Genomic DNA, 23,485 nt, shown 5'->3' with positions numbered 1-23,485 from the left:
TAGTAAAATTCAATCGCAACATTATAGCGTCAAATTATAAAAGTGCTAACTAATAACTTGAGCATATGGCTATTTTATTACTCAGCTATCTTTTTCGTTGTCGATCTTGAATATGTACTTTTAGATTTGCGGTATTTATTATTATCCTTTTTTTCAGCTTTAACCACTTGTACGACCATTTGCTCGCGTTTATTTGTGTCACTATATTGATATTCATCCCACCATGCGGCTAATTCAAGCAACGGCCCCTTTTCTATTGATGATCGCATTTCGAGCAGATCATAAGCTGCACGAAACTTAGGGTGCTCAAAAACGGCATAAACACGCTTGATGCTGCGTTTACTTAGCCGTAGCTGTAAGCGCCAAATATCACACATAATAGACGTTAAACGTTTAGGTATCGAGATGGTTGCGCATTGTTCGCCAATAATATCATGCATAGCTAGATCAAAGGCATCATGGTAAGTCAATCCACTTTCAAAAATTAACGATTGGGTATGCTCCGCAAGTGGATACCACAACATGGCAGCAAAAAGAAACGCAGGGTTAATTCGTTGATTGTTAACAATACGATAATCAGTATTTTTAAGTGTCTGCTCAATCATTCGCTCAACTTGGCTTAATGCTTCGTTTTCTACACTTCTATTTTTTGGCATAAAGCGCGTTATAGTAGGAAAGAGATAAGTGAATAAGTTATATTTTCTTAATAACAAATAAGTTTGATAGCCATGCCCTGTTTGTAGCAGTTTAAGTGATTCGTCAAATAACCGAGGAGAAGGGATATTGCTAAGTAATGGTGCTAAGCGTTTTATTGGCTCGGCTGTTTCGCTTTCAATTGTCATATCAAGCTTTGCTGCAAAACGGATAGCTCGCAACATTCTAACTGGATCTTCCTGATAGCGTGTTGTTGGATCGCCAATTAGACGGATAATTCCTTTTTTTAAATCTTCAACGCCATTACAGTAATCACGGATAGAGAAATCCCTAACATTATAATAAAGGCTATTAATGGTGAAATCACGACGAATTGCATCTTGTTCAATGGTACCGTAGACATTATCTCGTAATAACATACCATCTTGTGAGCGTTTAGATGCATTATTATCTAATGAGGTTTGTGATGGCGATTTTAACTTATATTCTTCGTGTTCACCTCGAAATGTCGCAACTTCAATAATCTCTTTACCAAATATAATATGTGCTAAACGAAAACGACGACCGATTAAACGGCAGTTACGAAATGACTTTTGTACTTGTTCAGGTGTTGCATTAGTGGTTATATCGAAATCTTTTGGTACTTTGCCGAGTAACAAGTCACGTACACAGCCGCCGACTAAATAGGCTTCATAACCTTGCTTATTAAGGCGATGCAATACTTTTAATGCGTTTTCACTAATAAATTGTCGGGAGATATTATGCTCCGAACGAGGAATAATTTTAACCACAGATTCCATCCCCGCCGATTTATTTCGGTTGGTGGTCAGTCCGACTTTACTGGGCATTGGCTCGGTGGCGTGGGAGCGGAAAAGCTTGCGATAAACTTGGGATACTCGTTTAAAAATGGTGAACTCCAAAACAATTTATTAGTCGATAATATAGTGTGGCTAATTATAGCTCATCATAATTAATTAGCAAAATATCTTTCCAAATCGATAATTGTGCATAAGTCGGATTGCCTTTGTGAAATTCTGTACTAGAATACTAACTACCTTACTTATAATGATAATATTGATAACAGGTCATACAGTATGAAAATATATAATTTTAGTGCAGGGCCAGCGACTTTACCTCATGAAGTATTAAAACAAGCACAAGCTGAACTTTTGAATTGGAACAATACTGGGGCATCGGTGATGGAACTTAGTCATCGAGGGAAAGACTTCGATTCCTACGCCTTAGAAACCACCAAAGATTTAAAAGATATTTTAGCTATTCCTGAAAATTATAAAGTTTTATTTTTACAAGGAGGCGCAAGAGCTCAGTTTGCCGCAGTACCTTTAAATATTTTAGGTGACAAGAAAACGGCCGATTATATTGATAGCGGGTATTGGAGCAAGTGCGCTGCCGATGAAGCAGATAAATATTGTTACACGAACCGTATTGATATTAAAACAGTGCTTGCAGGTAAAATAGCATTAAAAGCTATAGATAGCTGGCAATTGAGAGCGGATTCTGCCTATGTTCACTATTGCCCTAATGAAACTATTGATGGATTGGCTATTGCAGAAGATCCTAACTTTGGCGATAAAATAGTGGTTGCGGATTATTCCTCTTGTATTTTGTCTAAACCGATCGATGTTTCTCGTTATGGTATTATTTATGCTGGTGCACAAAAAAATATTGGTCCGGCGGGGATTACGATAGTCATAATACGTGAAGACTTATTAGGTCGAGCGCAAAAAACGTTACCGTCAGTCCTTGATTACACGATTGAAAGCAAACATGACTCAATGTTTAATACTCCACCGACCTTTGCATGGTATATGTCAGGGTTGGTATTTAAATGGATTAAACAGCTTGGTGGTTTATCAATAATGGAAAAACGTAATGTATTAAAGGCTGAAACACTCTATCAATATATTGATAGTTCTGATTTTTACCACAATAATATTGCTCAAGCTAACCGTTCGATAATGAATGTGCCATTTGTTTCACCGAGTGAAGATATTGATAAATTATTTGTTAGTGAGGCGACTAAAGCAGGGATTATCGGTATTAAAGGTCATCGTATTGTTGGTGGCATGCGAGCCTCTATCTATAATGCAATGGATATTGAAGGGGTCGATTATTTAATTGATTTTATGCGGCAATTTGAAAAAATGAAAGGTTGATTGCTTTTTATTGGTTAATTTTGAATTAAAAAAACTACTCGAGTATGCGTCGTTTTTATTTTGAAATCGGTAATTTAAGTTGTATTTATATGAAACGTCTACTAATTGGCAGCTTTTTGATTATTTTGGGAATGTTTATTGCTACTGGTTGTACCAAAAATGTATTTTTTCAAGCGAGTTTTCTACATATGTCGAATGATACAACAACTGACATTGTTCACTCGAAAAAGATTGGTAACTATAAAATCACTATTTATTATCCAAATACGCTGCGACCAGCAAATGGCTGGCCAATCCTCTATCTACTTGATGGTGATAGCGTTTTTGCTCAGGCGGTTGCAACTGTTAAACGTCAAAATCATCAAGCTATTATTGTGGCAATTGATTATCCCGATAAGACTCGACGTGAGCTTGACTATCTCCCTCATCCGCCAGAATTAACGTTAGAAATTTTATCTAATGGTAAAATCAATATTCCTGATGCTTATGGTGGCGCTGACAATTTTTTAGCATTTATGCAAAATGAACTAAAACCAGCGCTTGCTCAGCGCTTTGAGATTGACCCAAGCAAACAAATAGTATTTGGTCACTCCATCGGTGGTTTGTGGGTATTACATACGCTTTTTACTCAGCCAATTACGTTTAATTATTATATTGCATCAAGCCCATCAATTTGGTTTAGTGACCGCTACATTTTGCAAGAAGCAGTGCAATTTATCAAACAGTACCAAAAAACGGAATTAACCAAACCAATTGACTTGTCTATTTCGGTAGGGGAGTTCGAGCAATCGTTAAGCGGTAGAGAGTTATTTTCATCAGATAATCAAAGACAGCTACGTTTACAGCATTTACAAAATAGACGAATGGTAGACAATATTCAAGAGCTTGAAGGGCTATTAACCAAAGCTAACGTTGCTAAGCTTAGCTTGTATTATCAAATTTATTTAAATCAAACTCATCAAACCGTTGCTGTTGAAGTATTAAATGATCGTATTGCCTATTTATTACACTCTTTTAGTGAGGAATATCAATAATAAAAAGGAGACGTAACCTCCTTCATTTCATTAGTAATGTTTTATATTAGCTTAAAATGAAATATTGGTACTAATATAAAATGTTCGACCAGGTTCATTGTAAGTTGCCGCACCAGCACCATCAATGGTAGTTAATCCCGCGCTATTTTTTACTGCTGCGGCATTACCCGATCTAAATAGTTGCTTATCGAGCAAGTTATCTATACCAGCGGTTAGTGTGAAATGTTTATTAAATTGATATTGGCCACTGAAATTGATAATTGAATACGGTTTTAGTTGGTTAGATGAACTGCCTGTAACATTATCACCATTAAAATCATATTTTTTGGGTTTTTGTCTACCATACCAAGTGATTGATGTTAATAGCGATAATTTATTAGTTGCTTGCCAATCTATTGACGAGTTCAGGGTATATTTAGGAATAACAGACAGGTAATCGCCGGTTTGTTTATTTTCTGAGGCGAGCATCCAAGTGATATTATTTCGCCAATTAATTTTAGTTGTAATGGGCATTGCAAAACTTCCCTCTAAGCCTTCAACCAGTGCTTTAGGTATATTGCCCCAACGGAAAATATTAGCATTAGCATATTGACCTTTTCCGCCAACTGCTTGGCCAATTGGGGTTGGCTCAGACTCAATTTTATTATGATAGTCATTACGGAAATAAGTAATACCCGCTACTAAACCGTTATTATCATGAAACTCTAAACCGACTTCTTTATTAACGCTTGTTTCAGGTCTTAAATTACTATTACCGATTAAATAACAGCTTTGACTGCTGCCGCCATAACAACCTTGTCCGCGACTGTAAAGCAAGTAATTTGGATTTGATTGATATAGATTTGGTGATTTATAGGCTCGTGCGATGCCTAGTTTTAAAGTAAAGTAATCCCCTAATTCCTGTGATAAATTTAATGCGGGGCTCCAATTACTACCAGACTGGCTATGATGATCAAACCGTAACGCGGGAGTTAATGTGGTGTTTGATGTTAACTCTATATTATTTTCAATAAAAAACGCATATGCATTTGATGATGAGGTGGTTGAACGATTATTCTTGCCAATCCAGCTAACCGTTCCGCCTTCATCGGTTGATTGTGTATTTGAACTTGGGTCATTAAGTTTTTGATAATTATATTCAGCACCAATAGTTAACATTTGTGATACAAGTATCTCTAGCGGTATATTGGTTTCATTATGAATTGTTAAATTATTAAATTTAATAGTATTAGAACCATCATTAGCAAATATGCCCTCAGTGCCACCAGCAAGTCCTTCATTGATTCGGCTATTACGCGTGTTTTCATATTGGAGATAAGATAATGCGCTAATACCATTATTCCAATAGCCATGGTGGGTTATGGCATAATTTTCTCGATACATTGTATTGGTTTCTTGACCATATAGATCTTTAACAATCACATTAGTATTGGTATTTTGGGTATCGCCAGCGTAAATATTGCCTTGGCGGCTAAATCCTGCTTCAAAATCTAATGATTGTTGTGAGTTAATATCCCAGCGCAATAAGCCATTAATATCTTTATTCCTAACGCCTTCACGACCAGCAGGGAAAGTACCTGCATTAGCGCCAGTTCGATAAGACTCATGCCCTTGGTTTATATCCCACTCATCAGCGCCAGTTTTATTTAAATTACCATACAATCTGAAATTAAGTGCATCAGTTAATCCTCCAGTAAGCGTAAAATTAGTCCGTTTAGTGGCACCTTCCTTACTGTGGATTGGCGCGTTGATGTAGCTTTTGAGTGAGCCATGGAGCTCGCCAGTTGGTGATTTAGTCACAATATTAATCACGCCACCTGCCGCGCCATCCCCATATCTGGCTGCTGCAGGCCCTCTAATTACATCAATGCGTTCAACCAAGTCGGCGGGTACCCAATTAGTATCGCCGCGTGTATCCCGTTCGCCACGCCAGCCATAGCGAATGGACATTCGACTTTTTACTGGTTTGCCATCAATTAAAATTAAGGTATTTTCAGGACCCATACCACGAATATCGATTTGACGATTATTGCCACGTTGTCCACTGGTTGAGTTTCCCGTTAAGTTAACGCCTGGCATTGTGCGAATAAGATCGGATAAATCATTTTTGATGGGGGATTTTTCGATATCTTTAGCGGTGATTGTCGATGCGCCTAATGCTTGGCGTGTTTGTTCAGCTGCGGTTATTACAATAATATCTTCAGGTTCTGATATTGATCTTTCTTGCGCAGATACAAAGCTGCAGTTAATACTAATAAATAAAGGTAGAAAATGAGAGAATTTGAATTTTAGCATAAATATAATATTCTTCTATAAATAATAATCGTTCTCATTATCATTAAAAAAAGAAAAATGTAAATAACAATTTATACAAGAGATGTTTACGTGATGAGAAAACTAAAAGTACTAACTAAAAAACGTGATAATATTAGCGTCAATCGAGCTTATATTATTAATTGAGATGTGATTTTGTCATGAGTTATTATTTCTTATTATGGTCATTATTTTTATCCTTCGGCCAATCATCATCGTCATCATCATAAGGAATTGGTTTTATACCGTTTTTTTTGTTTAAATAACTTTTGAAACTGGTTTTATTAAGATCTTTAATGGTATTAATAAAAATGCCTAATAGTAAAATTAAAATTAGCCACCAATAATCTTTTAACCACTCCATATTCATTCCTTACAGTTACTAACTAAATTATTATTGAAACCACGAGAACGAGTCTTTAGGTTGATACGGTTTTTAATCAGGTTACGTTAATAAGTCACTTATTATTTGTTGGTAAACGTGTTTTAGTTTAATTATTTGTTCACACTGTACATGCTCATTTACTTTATGAATGGTTGCATTGATAACACCGAGCTCAATGACCTGACAGCCCATTTTAGCAATAAATCGGCCATCAGAAGTGCCGCCACTGGTTGATAATTGGCTATTAATACCAAGTAAACTTTTAATAGCGTGTTGTGCTACGTCTGTTAGCTTTCCTTGCTTGGTTAAAAATGGTTGACCAGATAAACGCCAATTCAATGTATAGTCTAGATTATATTTGTTTAAAATTGTTTCAACCTGTCGTTTAATCATTTGATCGGTTAATTCACTACTAAAACGAAAATTAAATTGAACCGTTAAATCACCAGGGATAACATTTTCCGCGCCTGTTCCGCCATTAATATTGGCAACCTGCATTGATGTAGGGGGAAAGTATTGATTGCCGTTATCCCACACAGTATTAACTAATTCACTTAGAGCAGGAGCGAAGCGATGTACGGGATTATCAGCTAGATAAGGGTAAGCAACATGCCCTTGTATGCCATGCACTACCAGATTAGCAGTAATTGATCCGCGGCGGCCATTTTTAATTTGATCGCCAATAATCTTATCACTTGATGGCTCTCCAACAATGCAGTAATCAACTCTTTCTTGTCGTTGGATTAGTTCGTTAACGACTTTGATCGTACCATCAGTTGCATCAGCTTCTTCATCAGAGGTTAATAAAAAAGCAATACGGCCTTTATGAGCTGGATTTTGTTTAATAAAGTCTTCAGCGGCACAAATCATAGCTGCGACGCCACTTTTCATATCAGCAGCCCCACGACCATATAAATTTCCTGCATTATCAATCGTTGCTTGGTAGGGTGGATAAAGCCACTTACTTTCATCACCAGCAGGAACAACATCTGTATGGCCCGCAAACATAATTGTTTCACCTTCGCCATGATATGCCCATAGATTTTTAGTTTGATTATAGTTTAACTCTTCAATAGTAAAATCTAATGCTTTTAATCGAGCAATAATAATCTGTTGGCATTGTTGATCGTTCGGGCTTACCGACTGTTGTTCAATAAGCTGCGTTGTTAGTTCAATGACATTTTCTAGCATAGTTAGCTCGCAAAAAATTGTTGATAAAGTTGCTCACTAAAGCCCACAAGTGCTTTATCGCCAGCAACTAAAATAGGGCGTTTAATAATCGATGGATTTTGTAACATAAGCTGCTTAGCACTAGCTTGGTTATTAATTGTATTACGAGTCGCTTCATCAAGCTTACGCCAGGTTGTTCCTTTGGTGTTAAGTAATAATTGCCATTCAATTAAATTAAATAGTGATTGTAACAATTGCGACGATAGTCCATCCGTTTTATAGTTATGAAATTGGTAACTAATATGTCTTTCATCAAGCCATTTCAAGGCTTTTTTCATCGTATCACAATTTTTTATACCATAAATTTTAACCATGTTATAGCCCTTTGTTTAATTGTGTAATTAATTTATCCAATTGATTGGCAAATTGTTCTTTGTCTCTAGCTGAAAATGGTGGTGGTCCGCCAGATTGAATACCGCTTGATCGCATTGTTTCCATAAAATCACGCATTACTAAACGTTCTTTAATTGTATCTTTAGTATAACGCTCACCTCTTGGGGTCAAAACATTAGCATGTTTCTGCAACGCATCTGCGGCTAAAGGAATATCAGAAGTGATAACCAGATCATTGGCGTTAACTTGTTGAACAATTGCGTTATCAGCGATATCAAAGCCTTTTTCTACTTGCTGCATCTTAATATAAGGCGAACTCGGAATTTTTAACCATTGATTAGCCACTAAAGTTACATAGATCTGCTTACGATTAGCAGCACGATAGATAATTTCTTTAATTGGATTAGGGCATGCATCAGCATCGATCCAAATTTGCATAGTAATCCTTATATTTTAAGTATAATTAATTATAGTAGCTGATATATATTGTGCATTCTTTTATATATAAAAATAGGGGCATTTTATAATACCCCTCATAGGCTGATTTTTAATCAAGTATTACTATGAATTATGAAAATTGAATATAGCTTAATTACAACGTATGCTTTATTTTCGGTTTCATGATGACGCTTTTATCATTGAAGAAAATCCAAAAACCAATAGTTACAACAGCGGCAACTACAGCCGGATAGATCCAAAATTCTTGCCATTGTGTTGCGGCTGCTGGCATGGTCTTTTCGGTAACCACTCGGTTGTTGATAATACCGCATACTGATGCAGCCATAAAGACACCAAAACCGTTAGACACGATAAAACGTAACCCTTGAGCTTGTGCTTTGATTTCCGGTTTGGCTTTTTTATCGACATAAATATCACCGGCGGTAAAGAAGAAATCCCAACATAAACCTTGCAGTAACAAAGCGCCAATAATATATAATAAATAATCATCAGATACCGCTGCTTGCGATAGCATTAAGCTACGAATAATCCAACTGATTGAGCCGAATAAGATCACTTTTTTGAAACCAAAACGGCCTAATAAAAAAGATAAAAAGATCATAAATATGACTTCAGTTGCAGTGGCAATTTGCATCATTGAGGCAGGATCTAAATCTAAAACAGGTAAGTAAACCGGTAAGTAAGCGCTATAGGCTGTTTTGGCAATCATTAGGATAAATGTTGCAAACATAAAAATCGAAAAATATTTATCTTTGAATAAAGATAACGCGTCTAAGCATAATATTTCACGTATAGATATTTTCTTATTTTTAGCAACCGGTGGTGTATTAGGAAGGGTAAAGCAATATAGACCGTAAAGAACAGATGCACCAGAGGCTAAAAGAAAAGAGTTTGTTGATTTAGCAATATCAAGAAATGTCTTACCCAAGGTGAAACCAACCACCATAAAACCAATTGTGCCAAAAACACGAACAATTGGAAACCATCTTACACCATCAATATGCCTAAAGCTAACGCTATTAGCTAAAGCAGTGGTTGGATAAAATAGTAGGCCGACAATAAATATCATCACTAAAAAACCAGACTCATTACCACTTTGTATAAAACTAGGAAGCGAGAATAAAACAGCGGCATTTAAAATATGTAATACCCCCATCACTTTTTGGGATGCGATAAATCGATCGGCAACCATACCAATAAAAAGTGGAGAGATGATTGTGGCAATGCCTAAAACTGAATAGGTCGATCCAACAATTTCTTTTAAACCGTAAGCGGCAAGTACTGCACCAATTACCATATTCCATGCCCCTTGCACGAAATATTGCAAAAACATCATTACTAGTAAACGGGGGAGCTTAAACATAGATAGTCCTTAACGATTAGATTGTTTTTATTAAGCCGTCATAGGCTACTTCAATATTATGAGATTTAAATATATCGACTAATTCATCATGCATAAAACCACTGCTATGTGAATGATGCGAGGTTAGCAGTTGAGTTTTACTATGAAATATTCCATCATCAATCATACGCTGTTGGCATGACAATACCGTTTCAATGCTCATATGATTATCAGTTCGATCATTTTGCTTATAACCATAGGTACATTCGAAAATAGCAAGATCAATTTGTTTGCCACTATTCTTTAACCATTGCCATGTTAATTCAGGAAAATACCCAGAATCATGGCCATATAGCATAGTTTTGCCATCTTTTTCGATTAAATAAATATAACAAAATTCCCATTTAGCATGATTAGATAGTAGCGGCGTCACCAAATAACCACTTGAGGATGTGACTGTTTGATATGGCACAACTAGATTAAACATGAAACGCTCTTTGCTATAGCCAGGTAAAACAGTTAAACAGCCATTAATTGCAATATCATTACCATAGATATAAAGAGGGTGGGTAATATTAAACCCGTAGTCGACCATACGGCTAAATAGATCACCAACGTTAAAATGGTCGGGATGAGTATGGGTAAATAAGAGATCTTTGATCTTAGTAACATCAATATTTTCCCGCATAACTTGGTAGCTAAATTCAGGCGCAAAATCAATTTGTAAAACATCATCAATTAATAATGCACTACGTGTTCTGATATTTTTTCCTTTTGCTACTCGAGTCTTTGCACAAATCTCACATTTACAAAAGGGATTAGGAATTCCTTCTGATGCTGCAGTTCCAAGAAATTGGAGTTTCACATTATTCTCCTAAATTATTCATATTTATCATACATAAATTGAAACGAGTTATCTAATTAGTTAATTTTAAATTGGAACGTTTCAATTTGATGGCAAGAATAGTATAAATTGGCCAAAATTAAAAATAAATTTTTATATTTCGTGACTAGATTAAAAAAAACAGAATTATAAGTCGATTTAGCCTCATTGTTCACAAAAGAATACCGACTGAAATTTTTATTTGCGGCAATATAACTTTATTTGTACAAATCAAGTCAATTGAGTATATTAATCATACAATATGATTACTAATGGCGTTGACATGTACTTAGCTAAAATTGATATCCAAGGCTTTAAAGGAATTAAACATTTAGTACTGAATTTGAACAAAGATAGTAGCATATTAATTGGTGAAAACCGTTGGGGGCGTTCAAGCTTAATAAGCGCTTTCATGTTATTGTCATTAGATAATCTATTTTATCAATTTAGTGAAAGTGATTTCTTTTACGATGAAAAGCAACGTGCTGACATGGCTAACATTAGATTTATTTTCAGTGAAAATAGTGAAAATGAGCTCCAGCTTGAACACTATCTCCCCTTAAACGCCGTCTCTTATCAAGAATCAAATCCAACAAAGCCGGTTATTTGCTATAAAATTCATGCCTCAAGAAAGACTAATAAAATAATCACTGAGCACTATTTTACTGATATTAACGATAATAAAATTGAGATTAACAATACCAAACAGCTAATTGAATTACTTATCATGCTTAACCCGGTGATGAGCTTAAAAAACCCGATTAATAAAGATGATCTACCCATAAATAATCAACCGTTATCTAATTATTATGTCGAACAACTATCGACACAACTAGCCAGCCATTCTCAGCAATTTTCCCCACATGATTTAGAAAAAGGCTTAGTTGCAGTTAGAGCATTGATTGAATATTACTTGGTAGGTAAAAATGAACGTTATCACTACAAAAATATAGCGAAAAAAACGACACCAACCAATGAAGAATGGAGCTCTTTAGAACGGATAAACGATCTGCTAGATGAAATAAATAATGATTATATCCGCGTGATTTTAATGGGGGTGTTTAGTGCAATAATTATTGCGAAAGGTAATAATCAACTATTACCTCATGCCGTGCCTATTTTAATTCTGGAAGAGCCTGAAAGTCAGTTACACCCTATTATTTTATCAGTCGGTTTTCGATTATTAAAAAATTTTCCAACGCAAAAGTTTATTACAACGAATTCGAGTGATTTAGTTTCATTATTTTCGTTAGAGCATATTTATCATTTAATCCGGGGGCCATCAGGAATTATCGCAATGCATGTAGAGGAAGATAGCATTAGCACGGCAGATAGACGAAAAATTTTATTTCATATTTTGTACAGAAGAGCATCCGCCATTTTTGCCAGATGCTGGTTACTCGTTGAAGGTGAAACTGAAATTTGGTTGCTTCGTGAACTTGCTGAGCAAAGCGGTTTTCATTTAAGTTCAGAGGGAGTCCAATTGATTGAGTTCGCTCAGTGTGGTTTAAAACCGTTGATTAGCTATGCCAACAAAATGGGCATTCAATGGTATGTTTTGACTGATGGCGATGTTGCAGGTAAAAAATATAGTAGTACCGCGCAATCACTAATTCCAAAAGGATGTGAAGTCAATGACTATTTAACAGTTTTACCAGCACGTGATATTGAGAATTTCCTATTTAAACATGGTTTTAGTCATGTTTATAAACTAGCAGGTTACGGTTCGACTGCTCATATTGATCTACCCGTTAATCGAATTATTCACAAAGCTATTCAAAAAAATTCAAAACCTGACTTAGCTATTGCGATATGTGATGATGCGAAAAAAAGAGGTAATCAAGCGATTCCTAGTTTATTAAAGCAGACATTTTTTAATGTTGTAAAGTTAGCAAAAACGTCAAATCAAAACATTTGTTCAAAGTAAATTATTATTGTGACATAGGCGGGATTCTGCTAGACTACTATCCCGTCTGCTTAACAGTAATATTGTTTTTATTATAGTCAAAATTGTTTGGCTTTAGAGATAATATTCATCAAATAAAATGGTCTTAATTTAATGGTCACGAATTATATTTTTGTTACAGGCGGCGTTGTTTCTTCTTTAGGTAAGGGGATCGCTGCTGCATCATTGGCTGCAATCCTTGAAGCTCGAGGTCTAAAAGTGACCATGCTCAAGCTTGATCCTTATATCAATGTCGATCCAGGCACGATGAGTCCTATCCAACATGGAGAAGTTTTTGTCACTGAAGATGGGGCAGAAACAGATCTAGATTTAGGTCATTATGAACGATTTATACGTACTAAAATGACGAGAAAAAATAATTTTACCACGGGCCGAATCTATTCTGACGTCTTACGTAAAGAACGGCGTGGCGATTATTTAGGTGCAACAGTTCAAGTTATTCCGCATATTACTAATGCAATTAAAGAGCGAGTTGTTGAAGGTGCAAAAGGCTTTGATATTGCTATTGTTGAAGTCGGGGGTACGGTTGGTGATATAGAGTCATTGCCGTTTTTAGAAGCAATTAGACAACTTGCTGTTGATGTTGGGCGAGAACGTACTTTATTTATGCACTTAACTTTAGTGCCTTATTTGCCTTCATCAGGCGAAGTAAAAACTAAACCGACACAGCATTCAGTTAAAGAACTTTTATCAATTGGTATTCAACCCGATATTTTAATTTGCCGTTCAGATAGAACTGTTCCTGCAAATGAACGGGCAAAAATAGCACTATTTTGTAATGTACCTGATAAAGCAGTGATTTCCTTAAAAGATGTTGATTCTATTTATAAAATCCCTTCATTATTGAAATCACAAGGCTTAGATAGTTATGTTTGTAACCGTTTTCATTTAGAATGCCCAGAAGCTAATTTAGCGGAATGGGAGCAGGTTATCTATGAAGAAGCAAACCCAATAGGAGAAGTCACTATTGGAATGGTGGGCAAATATACTGAATTACCTGATGCTTATAAATCAGTTAATGAAGCATTAAAGCATGGCGGCTTAAAAAATCGTCTTACCGTACATATTCGTTATATTGATTCAGAAGATCTTGAATCAAAAGGTACGGATATGTTAAAAGGTTTAGATGGTATTTTAATTCCAGGTGGCTTTGGCTACCGTGGTGTAGAGGGTAAAATCGTTGCTGCTCGCTACGCAAGGGAGCATAAAATTCCTTATTTAGGCATCTGTCTTGGTTTACAAGTTGCATTAATTGAATTTGCACGTAATGTTGCTGGTATTAAAGATGCTAATTCAACTGAGTTTGTTAAAGATACCGCTAGCCCCGTTGTTGCGTTAATCACCGAATGGAGTGATGAATCTGGCGAGGTTGTTCAGCGTAATGAAAATAGCGATTTAGGCGGAACGATGCGATTAGGGTCGCAAGTATGCCATTTAGAGCCAAATTCGTTAGTACATAACATGTATAATAAAGATTCGATTGTTGAACGTCATCGTCACCGTTATGAAGTTAATAATAATTTATTACCGGCTATTGTTGAAGCTGGGCTTAAAGTGACTGGATTATCAACAGATAGAAAGCTCGTTGAGATTATTGAAAACCCCGATCATCCATGGTTTGTTGCTTGTCAGTTCCATCCAGAATTTACATCAACACCGCGAGATGGGCATCCCCTGTTTAGCAGTTTTATTTGCGCAGCAGGTGAATATCAACAGCGCTAAATTTTTTCATTTTAATATTGTTTTTAATATGTCATATAGAGGAAAAAGAAAATGGCAAAGATCGTTAAAGTTCATGGTCGTGAAGTTATCGATTCACGTGGTAACCCGACAGTTGAAGCAGAAGTTCATTTGGAAGGTGGTTTTGTTGGTCTTGCAATCGTTCCATCTGGTGCATCAACAGGGTCTCGTGAAGCATTAGAGCTTCGCGATGGCGATAAATCTCGTTTCTTAGGTAAAGGTGTCTTAAAAGCTGTCGCGAATGTTAATGGTCCAATCGCTGAGTCATTAATTGGTAAAGATGCGTTAGATCAAGCCGCTATTGACCAAATTATGCTGGATTTAGATGGTACTGATTTTAAATCAAATCTTGGTGCTAACTCAATTCTTGCCGTATCGCTAGCGAATGCTAAAGCCGCAGCAGCAGCAAAAGGTGTTCCTTTATTTGCGCATATTGCTGATTTAAATGGTACTCCTGGTAAATATTCAATGCCGCTACCAATGATGAACATCATCAACGGTGGTGAACATGCGGATAATAATATCGATTTACAAGAGTTTATGATTCAGCCTGTTGGTGCAAAAAGTGTACGTGAAGCAATCCGTATCGGTTCTGAAGTATTTCATAACCTAGCAAAAGTATTGCATGAGAAAGGAATGAATACGGCAGTCGGTGATGAAGGTGGTTTCGCGCCTAACTTAGCGTCAAATGCTGATGCATTAGCCTGTATTAAAGAAGCGGTAGAAAAAGCAGGTTATGTATTAGGTCAAGATATTACTTTAGCGATGGACTGTGCTGCATCTGAGTTTTATAACAAAGAAACGGGTAAATATGTATTAAAAGGCGAAGGCGATAAAGAGTTTACTTCAGAAGAATTTACTCATTACTTAGAAAGCTTAACAGCCAATTACCCAATTGTATCTATTGAAGATGGCTTAGATGAAAGTGATTGGGATGGCTGGGCGTATCAAACTAAAGCATTAGGTCATAAGATCCAATTAGTCGGTGATGATCTATTTGTAACTAATACTAAAATCTTCAAAGAAGGTATTGAGAAAGGTATTGCTAATTCAATTTTAGTTAAAGTAAACCAAATCGGTACATTAACTGAATCTATTGCTGCAGTAAAAATGGCGAAAGATGCGGGTTATACAGCCGTAATTTCACATCGTAGTGGTGAGTCTGAAGATTCAACTATTGCTGATTTAGCTGTTGGTTTAGCTGCTGGGCAAATCAAAACAGGTTCAATGAGCCGTTCAGATCGTATTGCAAAATATAATCAATTAATTCGTATTGAAGAAGCATTAGGGAACAAAGCACCATTCCATGGATTAAAAGAAGTTAAAGGTCAATAATTATTTTTGATTATTAATGATAGAAAACCTCATTGAGTCTCAATGAGGTTTTTTTTATTTATCAAAAGCATTAAAAATTTCTTATTTATTAGTATTTTTATGATTTTAAATAACTAATTTAACTTATTATGACGATTATTTGTTATTTTTATAAATAAACTCAAAGAAAATGAATTTTTTTTGCAAATGCTATCCTCAATTTGCTAAAATAGACCAACTTAGTACTAATATCTATAAATTTGGAGTAATCATGGCAGTTGCCGTTAATAAACGTTCTGTAATGACTTTATTTTGTGACACAACAGATATCTATGGTCATCAGATTCGTTTTGTTTTAGCTGAAAAAGGTGTGACCGCCGAGATCGAATTTGTTCAGGCAAATAATTTACCACAAGAGCTATTAGATCTTAATCCTTATGGTTCAATTCCGACGCTTATTGATCGTGATCTAACCTTATATGAACCGCATATTGCTTTAGAGTATCTTGATGAGCGTTTTCCTCATCCTCCTCTGATGCCAGTCTATCCGATAGCTAGAGCTAATTCGCGTTTAGCAATGTATCGTATGCGTAAGGAGTGGTATAGCGCATATCACATTATCATGGATGCCCCTAAGTCTGAAGAGGCTAAAGAAGCAAGAAAAACTCTACAAGATGATTTAACCGCTATCTCAATTATGTTTAAGGAAAAGCCATTTTTTATGAGCGATGATTTTACATTATGTGATTGCTATTTTGCTCCGTTATTATGGCGCTTACCGCTTCTTGATATTACGTTACCAAAGAGTGCAGAAAAGCATTACTTGGGTTATATGAGTCGTATTTTTGAACGGCCTGGTTTTTTAGAATTATTAACCGATGACGAAAAAAAAATGAGAGTATAGCTTTATTATGGACATTTCTACAATGACTGCTCGTAGGCCTTATTTATTTAGGGCTATGTATGATTGGATTTTAGATAATGAACTTACACCATATATCGTCGTTAACACGACGATATATGGTGTTTTAGTTCCGGCTGAGTATGTTCAAAATAATCAAATTGTATTAAACATTGCTCCTCAGTCAATAGGACAATATTCTATCAATAACGAGCAGCTTGAATTTAATGCAAGATTCGGTGGTAATCCACATCATATTGTTGTGCCAATGGCGGCCATAGAGGCTATTTATGCACGTGAAAATGGTGCCGGATTAGGGTTTGAAGATGAACCCGCATATCAAGAAAATCGTCCACAAGAAACTAAGAAAAACACCAGCCCATTTAAAGTGATAAAATAACTATCATTAACCGCTTGAAACCAGTTGGCACAAATTGTGCCATTGCTTAATCCCAAAGTTATTTTGATTGTCCTGTCAATTTGGCTATAACAGTCAATGATTCTGGCTTTATTTCATTAATTGTTACCGATATGGTGTCAAGTAACTGATATTTTAGCTCACCTTTAATTTTTATCTTCCCATCTTCAGGTAAGAGCTCTAATTCATTGCGAACTGAATGAACCAATGATGCTGGGACAAATACGATCGCACCATTATCAATTAAACGAGCTTTTATTCCACCACGGTTAAGGTTAATAATTTGAGCTTCGAACTGCTGACCAATTTTTTCAGCTAAAAATTGACAATATAGTTTACTATTAACCTCTCGTTCAGCTAGTCGAACTGCTTTACGCCGTTCATTCATTATTGATAAAAGCGCTTTATCAGGTCGACTATGAGTGGTTTTTGCCAATATTGCTTTAATTAAGCGATGGTTAAATAAATCTCCATATTTTCGAATAGGGGATGTCCAAGTTGCATAAGCATCAAATCCTAAAGCAAAATGAGCATCTGGCTCAATTGAAAAATCAGTCGAAGCTTGAAAACGTCTTAATCGGTACTCAAGAAACTCATTATTTTCAACAATATGGCGTAGATCCCTATAGCCATCAAAAGAAGACAATTTCTCTTTATCGAATCCATCAATTTGGTTTTCTCTCAATAACTTAAGTGCTGAATCAATATACTTACTATCAAAACCCAAATGAATATTAAATATTCCGAATCCTAACTGTGTCTTTACTTGATGTGTAAAAACTTGATTAGCAATAATCATGGCCTCCTCAATCATCTTATGTGCGGTCTGTTTGACCTCTTTATTAATTGCGATTAATTGTTTGTCGCAATCAAAAACAAAACGATATTCATGATTATTCTTAAATAATAAGGCATTTTTATTACGCCAATTAGTTCGGATAGTTGCAAGTTCAGCGAGCCATGTTAGCTGCTCTAACAGTCTATCATTATCAGTGGCTAAAGGTATGTTGTTGTCGATAAAATTAGATACATCGTCATAAGTTAGCTTCGCTTTCGATACTACCCATGCTAAGTGAAATTGCACGGAATCATAAATAATGTCACCATCTGATGTTACAACAACCTCACAAACTAATGCAGAACGCTGCTGGTTTTCCTCGAGTGAACAGAGCTCATTGGCTAATGATGTAGGCAACATTGGTACGGTGAAACCTGATAAATAAGTTGAAAAACTACGCTGATAAGCGATATTATCTAATTCACTATTTTCATTGATATAGCTACTTGGATCAGCAATAGCAATAGTTACTTTGTAATTACCTTGTTCATTTTTTATTATTGACAAGGCATCATCCATATCGCGTGTATCTTTATTATCGACGGTAAAAAAATAGCGATTTGTTAAATCGAGTCTCGTTAAATTTTTATCTTCTTGTAATTGGGGAGGGTTGATACCGACAGGTGCACAGAAATCTAGATTATATCGGGCAAGCGCTAAAAGCCACATAAGATCTACAGACTCATCTTTAGTAATAAATTGTATAATCTCAGCAAAAAAATCGTCGTTATCCTTAAGCGGATGAGAAATTAATTGTACTTTTACCCAATCACCCTCTTGAAGGGATTGTTGAATATCATTGCCGACTTTGCACTTGATTAATAATTTGGTTACATGTTCAGGAATAACACCTATTACTCCATTATTAAAATGCACCTGCCCCAAAAAAACATTTAGTGCTGGTTCAAGTAATGTTTCTGGTTCAAAAGCAGTTTTATCACCATTTTGTACTAAAATACCGGAGACTTTATCACCATCAATGACTTTTTTCATTTTAGTGGCAGAAATAAAATAGCTTTTTTTATTATCTGTCTCTAAAAAACCATAGCCTTTTTCATGCGATTTTACGATCCCTTCAGCACGGGGTATTTGAGCATGAAATTGTTGCTTAAGTTGGGCAAGTAATGGGTTATCTTGTAGCATAATATTATTAGGATAGGAAAAATTGGCGTAATTGTAGCAGAATTTAAACCAGCTATCTGCTAATTTTTATTAATTGCGTGATAACAATAATCAATTTACCTTATTTTAGAGTAAATACGCGTGTTAAGTATTGAGATCATATCAATAAGTATTAAAATTAAATATACTAAATATTTAAAAAAAGTTAGAGTTGATTAGTGAAATGAAACTTAATTATAAAATCAGTAGCAATGGCCAACCTATTATTTTCTTGCATGGCTTATTTGGTAACCTGGATAATTTAGCTATTTTAGCTAGGGAATTTGCCCCTTATTACCAAACTATACAAATTGATTTACGCAATCATGGTCTCTCCCCATGGGCAGATGACATGGACTATCAATTGATGGCACATGATGTTTTAGCGCTGATTAACCAACTAGGGTTAAAGGATATTATTTTAGTCGGTCACTCCATGGGTGGGAAAGTCGCTATGCAGCTGGCTAAAGAGGCAGAAAATTTGATTGCTCAGGTAATTATTTTAGATATAGCCCCGGTCACTTATTATGATGATTCTCATTCTAAAGTATTTAAAGCCATTAATGCAGGCCTTGCCGTTCAAGCTCATGATAAAGCAGCGCTTAATAGTATTATGAGCCAATACTTAAATGAGGCGACGGTTCAATTTTTACTAAAATCATATAAATCGAATAAGTGGTTATTTAATTTTAAGGCAATTGAGCAGCATTATACCGATATCCGCAGTTGGAAGGAAATTACGCCTTACCGCCAACCCGTATTATTTATTAAAGGAGCACAATCAGATTATATTATTGAGGGATATTATAGTGATATTTTAATGCAATTTCCTTATGCGAAAATTGAGGGAATTGAAGGGGCTGGCCACAATGTTCATTTTGATAAACCAAAGCAAGTGATTACTTTGATCAAGAACTGGCTTACATAAAATACTATTGAATTAGCTAGAAGAAATAGCTTTAATAAAAATGTTGAAAAGGATTAATTATTCCAGCCATATATTTTTAGGTCAATTTTATCCTTATGATTAAATTTAATACCTTCTTCAATGAGTTTGAGTTTATATTTTTGATAGGTATCGCCTTTTACTGATAAATAACCTTGGCTATTTATAATACGATGACAAGGTAATTTACTCTCTTTAGGCAGACGGCGAAGAACGAGACAAACTTGACGAACATAAGTTGGCATTCCGGCCATTTTAGCTATTTGTCCATAAGTAATAACATTACCAGAAGGTATGGCGGCAATAATTGCATAGACTTGATGGGCAAACGTTTGATTATCTTCTTGGCTCATAATTTTAAGATTATTGATGATATTATTTTTTACATCGATTCTCATCAATTAAGGAGAATCGATGGGAGTATATTATTTTTTCAGTGCAGATAAAGCACGGCGTACAAACGCAACACAAATAGCAACAAATACTAGTAAGCCAAATAATTGCTGAGCGATGTCTAAATTATTATCAAATAGATTGCCAAGCAACGGCGCTAACGATAGTGGTGCATCGTTACCACCATTTGACACACTAATGACAATAATAACTGCCATAATTACGCCTACTAAACTTTCACCGACAATTAGACCTGATGCAATTAATGCGGCTTTTCGATCTACTCTACGGTAATTTTCTTTATCTTGTGAGTGCGCCTTTGACTTATTAACGCGCCGACGAATAAACCATGAAATCAGTGATCCAATAAAAATAGGTGTGGTGATAATTGGCGGTAAATAAATTCCCATACCAACTGCTAAAGCGGGTAAGCGGAATTTACAGCCATTTTTACCGAGTACTAAATCGATGATAATAATAATTGCACCTAGTGCAAGACCAATAATTATCATTGTCCATTCCATTTTGTCAGCAAAGATACCACTAGCAATCGTTGTCATCAACGTCGCTTGAGGTGCAGCTAATACTTGCGATAGATCCATATCCGCTCTTGGCATTGCGCCAGTAAAACCATATGCATTATATAAAATATCTAACACTGGCGCGATAATAATTGCACCGACTACGCAGCCGACTAATAATGCGACTTGCTGACGCCATGGTGTCGCTTTGACGAGATATCCTGTTTTTAGATCTTGTAGATTATCATTTGAAATAGTTGCAATAGCGAGCACCGCACTCGTTGTAAATAATGCCAAAGCAGTAGCAAAGTTAGTTCCCTCAACACTATTTAGCAAGCCATTTGCTTCGCCTAAAGCTAATAAGAGTAAGGAAATTATCGTTACAGCGACAATACCAATCCCTGATATAGGGCTGGCAGAAGAGCCGACTAAACCGGCCATATAACCACAAGCGGCTGCAACTAAAAAGCCGATAATAAAGGCAAATAATACAGCGCATAAAACTAATGACCAAGCGACACCTGTCGAAACGCCGCTATCAGCAACAAAAGAGTAAAAAGTTCCTAATAAAATGGCTAACATTGCAACCATAATGATTGCGATTGTTTTAGGTGATAAATCTTGTTCAGTGCGGGGAATGTTAGCATTGTTACTTTCCGATTTTAATGACGTAAACGAAATTTTTAAGCCTTCAATGACTGGTTTAATTAACGTTAATAAAGTCCATATTGCGGCAATCGCTAATGTTCCTGCGCCAATAAAGCGAACATCTTTTGCCCAAATTCCCATGGCTGTTTGTGCTAAAGAGGCACTAGGATCATAATCCATAGTGGAACTCAAAATAGGAATTGCAAATCCCCAAGCAATAATATTACCAATTAAAATAGAAATACCTGAAATAATCCCGACTAAATATCCCGCACTAAGCAGTGCTAATGAAAATCCAAGCGGAATTTGGAAAATAGATTTACCTTGCGTGAACCAATATGCAGTACCATCGCTTATGACGCGAAAGCCATTGGTTAATATACTGACACATGAGGCAATAACGCCGCCAAAGATAATATCTTTTAAACCATCATGGTTATTTTTGGATTCGTGTTCATCACTTGATTCACAGCCCGCTTTCAATATTTCTGCGGCGGCAACTCCTTCTGGGTAAGGCAATGAACTTTTTACCACCATAACTTGGCGAAGCGGGATAGAGAATAATACACCCAGCATACCGCCCGACGCACAAACCGCTAATGTTAGCCAAAATGGAAAACTCTGCCAATAACCAATCATTAATAAACCGGGTAGCACAAATATAATTGATGACAAGGTTCCGGCTGCAGAAGCTTGGGTTTGTACCATATTATTTTCAAGAATAGTGGAGCCGGAAAAAAAACGTAAAATGGCCATAGAAATAACAGCGGCAGGGATTGCCGATGAAAAAGTTAAACCGACTTTTAAACCTAAATAGACATTAGATGCCGTAAAAATAACAGTTATAAATGCCCCTAAAATCATTCCTCTAAGGGTTAATTCGCGCATATTATCCATAGTATGTTCAATATCAATGATCGATTAATTTAGTATACTATAAAACTGACTGACAGAAAAATAATTGAATTAATCTTGGCTAAATGTGCTGAAGGATAAAATTATGCGTATAATAACGACATTGGCTAAAAATCATGAGAGAGAATGTTTTGCAATCAATCGAACAATTACTTGCTGTAATAAAACGACTACGAGATCCTCTTACTGGCTGTGAATGGGATCGAGTACAAACTTTCGATTCAATTAAAGGCCACACGCTTGAAGAAAGTTATGAAGTATTGCATGCTATTGAGCAAAAGAATTTCCTTGAATTAAAAATGGAGTTAGGGGATCTACTATTCCAAATCCTTTTATACGCTGAAATGGCAGAAGAGCAAAACTACTTTAATTTTGATGACATTTGTAATGCACTTAGGCAAAAATTAATTACTCGTCATCCACATATTTTTAGTGAGCATCAACCTGTTAAGGTTAATTGGGAAGTTTTGAAACAAAAAGAGCGCGATCAAAAACAGCAATTTTCTATTTTAGATGATATTCCTCAAGCATTACCCGCGTTGATGCGTGCGGATAAAATCCAAAAACGCTGCGCTTCAGTCGGTTTTGATTGGCAAACCTTACCTCCCGTTATTGATAAAGTTACAGAAGAACTTGATGAAGTATTAGCTGAAATTAATCGTAAAAACCCGATAGCTGAAAGGGTAGAAGAAGAGCTGGGTGATCTCCTCTTTTCAGTTGTCAATTTAACTCGTCATCTAGGTTTTAAAGCCGAGTTAACCTTAAATAAGGCTAGCCAGAAGTTTGAGCAACGGTTTCGCCAAGTAGAAAACATTATCAGTAAACAAGGACGTAAACTTAACGACGTTACGCTTGATGAGATGGAGCAGGCTTGGCAGCAAGTAAAACACAATGAACCGTAAAGCGGTTGGTAT

Annotated in this window: 19 protein-coding genes and 1 pseudogene; 9 read left to right on the top strand and 11 right to left on the bottom strand. The window is 35.9% G+C overall.

The genetic code is table 11. From position 1 onward, the window contains the following. Positions 1-77: 77 nt before the first annotated feature. Positions 78-1,502, bottom strand: a complete 1,425-nt coding sequence (pcnB, locus tag RHO12_05060) for a polynucleotide adenylyltransferase PcnB (protein WVD67149.1) — start codon at positions 1,500-1,502, stop codon at positions 78-80. A 246-nt stretch (positions 1,503-1,748) separates the two neighbouring features. Between pcnB and serC the strand changes: the two genes are divergently transcribed. Both serC and RHO12_05050 read left to right on the top strand, forming a co-directional pair. Next, entirely contained in the window at positions 1,749-2,831 is a 1,083-nt protein-coding gene (gene serC / locus RHO12_05055; GenBank protein WVD67148.1) for a 3-phosphoserine/phosphohydroxythreonine transaminase, read from the top strand. 89 nt (positions 2,832-2,920) lie between these two features. Continuing rightward, a complete protein-coding gene (locus RHO12_05050) occupies positions 2,921-3,865 on the top strand; it encodes an alpha/beta hydrolase-fold protein (protein ID WVD67147.1) in 945 nt (314 codons plus the stop codon). A gap of 51 nt (positions 3,866-3,916) precedes the next feature. Here RHO12_05050 and RHO12_05045 read toward each other — a convergent pair whose 3' ends face one another. From RHO12_05045 to RHO12_05015, 7 genes are all read right to left on the bottom strand, one after another. After that, complete coding sequence (locus RHO12_05045; GenBank protein WVD67146.1) at positions 3,917-6,160, bottom strand: TonB-dependent siderophore receptor; 2,244 nt, start codon at positions 6,158-6,160, stop codon at positions 3,917-3,919. Positions 6,161-6,347: 187 nt separating this feature from the next. Continuing rightward, positions 6,348-6,542, bottom strand: a complete 195-nt coding sequence (locus tag RHO12_05040; GenBank protein WVD67145.1) for a hypothetical protein — start codon at positions 6,540-6,542, stop codon at positions 6,348-6,350. Between the two features lie 81 nt (positions 6,543-6,623). Beyond that, positions 6,624-7,754 carry a succinyl-diaminopimelate desuccinylase gene (gene dapE / locus RHO12_05035; GenBank protein WVD67144.1) on the bottom strand — a complete coding sequence of 377 codons (1,131 nt, stop codon included), beginning with the start codon at positions 7,752-7,754 and terminating at the stop codon, positions 6,624-6,626. 2 nt (positions 7,755-7,756) lie between these two features. Next, the gene (locus RHO12_05030; GenBank protein WVD67143.1) at positions 7,757-8,107 is read right to left on the bottom strand and encodes an ArsC family reductase; all 351 of its coding nucleotides are present in this window, start codon (positions 8,105-8,107) and stop codon (positions 7,757-7,759) included. A gap of 1 nt (position 8,108) precedes the next feature. Beyond that, on the bottom strand, positions 8,109-8,564 hold the full coding sequence (locus RHO12_05025; protein WVD67142.1) for a YaiI/YqxD family protein: 456 nt from the start codon (positions 8,562-8,564) through the stop codon (positions 8,109-8,111). Positions 8,565-8,718: 154 nt separating this feature from the next. Continuing rightward, positions 8,719-9,948, bottom strand: a complete 1,230-nt coding sequence (locus RHO12_05020; GenBank protein WVD67141.1) for an MFS transporter — start codon at positions 9,946-9,948, stop codon at positions 8,719-8,721. Positions 9,949-9,964: 16 nt separating this feature from the next. Then, entirely contained in the window at positions 9,965-10,792 is an 828-nt protein-coding gene (locus RHO12_05015) for an MBL fold metallo-hydrolase (GenBank protein ID WVD67140.1), read from the bottom strand. A 301-nt stretch (positions 10,793-11,093) separates the two neighbouring features. On the opposite strand from RHO12_05015, the gene RHO12_05010 reads away from it, so the two are divergent. From RHO12_05010 to RHO12_04990, 5 genes and pseudogenes are all read left to right on the top strand, one after another. After that, positions 11,094-12,737 (top strand): DUF2813 domain-containing protein, encoded by a 1,644-nt coding sequence (locus tag RHO12_05010; protein WVD67139.1) that lies wholly within the window; start codon positions 11,094-11,096, stop codon positions 12,735-12,737. A 132-nt stretch (positions 12,738-12,869) separates the two neighbouring features. Next, positions 12,870-14,498, top strand: coding sequence for a CTP synthase (locus RHO12_05005; GenBank protein WVD67138.1), 1,629 nt, complete (start codon positions 12,870-12,872; stop codon positions 14,496-14,498). Positions 14,499-14,549: 51 nt separating this feature from the next. Then, positions 14,550-15,851 carry a phosphopyruvate hydratase gene (eno, locus tag RHO12_05000; GenBank protein ID WVD67137.1) on the top strand — a complete coding sequence of 434 codons (1,302 nt, stop codon included), beginning with the start codon at positions 14,550-14,552 and terminating at the stop codon, positions 15,849-15,851. Between the two features lie 250 nt (positions 15,852-16,101). Next, the gene (locus RHO12_04995; GenBank protein ID WVD67136.1) at positions 16,102-16,734 is read left to right on the top strand and encodes a glutathione binding-like protein; all 633 of its coding nucleotides are present in this window, start codon (positions 16,102-16,104) and stop codon (positions 16,732-16,734) included. A gap of 7 nt (positions 16,735-16,741) precedes the next feature. Next, positions 16,742-17,080, top strand: a pseudogene (locus RHO12_04990) (ClpXP protease specificity-enhancing factor). Positions 17,081-17,189: 109 nt separating this feature from the next. Here the strand turns inward: RHO12_04990 and RHO12_04985 are convergent. Then, a complete protein-coding gene (locus RHO12_04985) occupies positions 17,190-19,130 on the bottom strand; it encodes an exoribonuclease II (protein WVD67135.1) in 1,941 nt (646 codons plus the stop codon). A gap of 202 nt (positions 19,131-19,332) precedes the next feature. Here RHO12_04985 and RHO12_04980 point away from each other — a divergent pair, with 202 nt between their 5' ends. After that, positions 19,333-20,076, top strand: coding sequence for an alpha/beta fold hydrolase (locus RHO12_04980; protein WVD67134.1), 744 nt, complete (start codon positions 19,333-19,335; stop codon positions 20,074-20,076). A gap of 53 nt (positions 20,077-20,129) precedes the next feature. Here the strand turns inward: RHO12_04980 and RHO12_04975 are convergent, their stop codons facing one another. Continuing rightward, positions 20,130-20,447 carry a methylated-DNA--[protein]-cysteine S-methyltransferase gene (locus RHO12_04975; GenBank protein ID WVD67133.1) on the bottom strand — a complete coding sequence of 106 codons (318 nt, stop codon included), beginning with the start codon at positions 20,445-20,447 and terminating at the stop codon, positions 20,130-20,132. 72 nt (positions 20,448-20,519) lie between these two features. Beyond that, positions 20,520-22,553: an oligopeptide transporter, OPT family gene (locus tag RHO12_04970; GenBank protein WVD67132.1), complete on the bottom strand. Its 2,034-nt coding sequence runs from the start codon at positions 22,551-22,553 to the stop codon at positions 20,520-20,522. Positions 22,554-22,687: 134 nt separating this feature from the next. Here RHO12_04970 and mazG point away from each other — a divergent pair, with 134 nt between their 5' ends. Then, the gene (gene mazG, locus RHO12_04965) at positions 22,688-23,473 is read left to right on the top strand and encodes a nucleoside triphosphate pyrophosphohydrolase (GenBank protein WVD67131.1); all 786 of its coding nucleotides are present in this window, start codon (positions 22,688-22,690) and stop codon (positions 23,471-23,473) included. Positions 23,474-23,485 lie beyond the last annotated feature (12 nt).

Source organism: Orbaceae bacterium lpD02, from assembly GCA_036251875.1.
In the GTDB taxonomy this organism is placed as follows: Bacteria; Pseudomonadota; Gammaproteobacteria; order Enterobacterales; family Orbaceae; genus Orbus; species Orbus sturtevantii.
This window is presented reverse-complemented; position numbering and strand designations above follow the sequence as displayed.

Bases quoted from the DNA above. Each gene is read 5' to 3' on its own strand.
- pcnB (WVD67149.1), bottom strand. From the start codon at position 1,502: ATGCCCAGTAAAGTCGGACTGACCACCAACCGAAATAAATCGGCGGGG.
- serC (WVD67148.1), top strand. From the start codon at position 1,749: ATGAAAATATATAATTTTAGTGCAGGGCCAGCGACTTTACCTCATGAA.
- RHO12_05050 (WVD67147.1), top strand. From the start codon at position 2,921: ATGAAACGTCTACTAATTGGCAGCTTTTTGATTATTTTGGGAATGTTT.
- RHO12_05045 (WVD67146.1), bottom strand. From the start codon at position 6,160: ATGCTAAAATTCAAATTCTCTCATTTTCTACCTTTATTTATTAGTATT.
- RHO12_05040 (WVD67145.1), bottom strand. From the start codon at position 6,542: ATGGAGTGGTTAAAAGATTATTGGTGGCTAATTTTAATTTTACTATTA.
- dapE (WVD67144.1), bottom strand. From the start codon at position 7,754: ATGCTAGAAAATGTCATTGAACTAACAACGCAGCTTATTGAACAACAG.
- RHO12_05030 (WVD67143.1), bottom strand. From the start codon at position 8,107: ATGGTTAAAATTTATGGTATAAAAAATTGTGATACGATGAAAAAAGCC.
- RHO12_05025 (WVD67142.1), bottom strand. From the start codon at position 8,564: ATGCAAATTTGGATCGATGCTGATGCATGCCCTAATCCAATTAAAGAA.
- RHO12_05020 (WVD67141.1), bottom strand. From the start codon at position 9,948: ATGTTTAAGCTCCCCCGTTTACTAGTAATGATGTTTTTGCAATATTTC.
- RHO12_05010 (WVD67139.1), top strand. From the start codon at position 11,094: ATGTACTTAGCTAAAATTGATATCCAAGGCTTTAAAGGAATTAAACAT.
- RHO12_05005 (WVD67138.1), top strand. From the start codon at position 12,870: ATGGTCACGAATTATATTTTTGTTACAGGCGGCGTTGTTTCTTCTTTA.
- eno (WVD67137.1), top strand. From the start codon at position 14,550: ATGGCAAAGATCGTTAAAGTTCATGGTCGTGAAGTTATCGATTCACGT.
- RHO12_04995 (WVD67136.1), top strand. From the start codon at position 16,102: ATGGCAGTTGCCGTTAATAAACGTTCTGTAATGACTTTATTTTGTGAC.
- RHO12_04985 (WVD67135.1), bottom strand. From the start codon at position 19,130: ATGCTACAAGATAACCCATTACTTGCCCAACTTAAGCAACAATTTCAT.
- RHO12_04980 (WVD67134.1), top strand. From the start codon at position 19,333: ATGAAACTTAATTATAAAATCAGTAGCAATGGCCAACCTATTATTTTC.
- RHO12_04975 (WVD67133.1), bottom strand. From the start codon at position 20,447: ATGAGCCAAGAAGATAATCAAACGTTTGCCCATCAAGTCTATGCAATT.
- RHO12_04970 (WVD67132.1), bottom strand. From the start codon at position 22,553: ATGGATAATATGCGCGAATTAACCCTTAGAGGAATGATTTTAGGGGCA.
- mazG (WVD67131.1), top strand. From the start codon at position 22,688: ATGAGAGAGAATGTTTTGCAATCAATCGAACAATTACTTGCTGTAATA.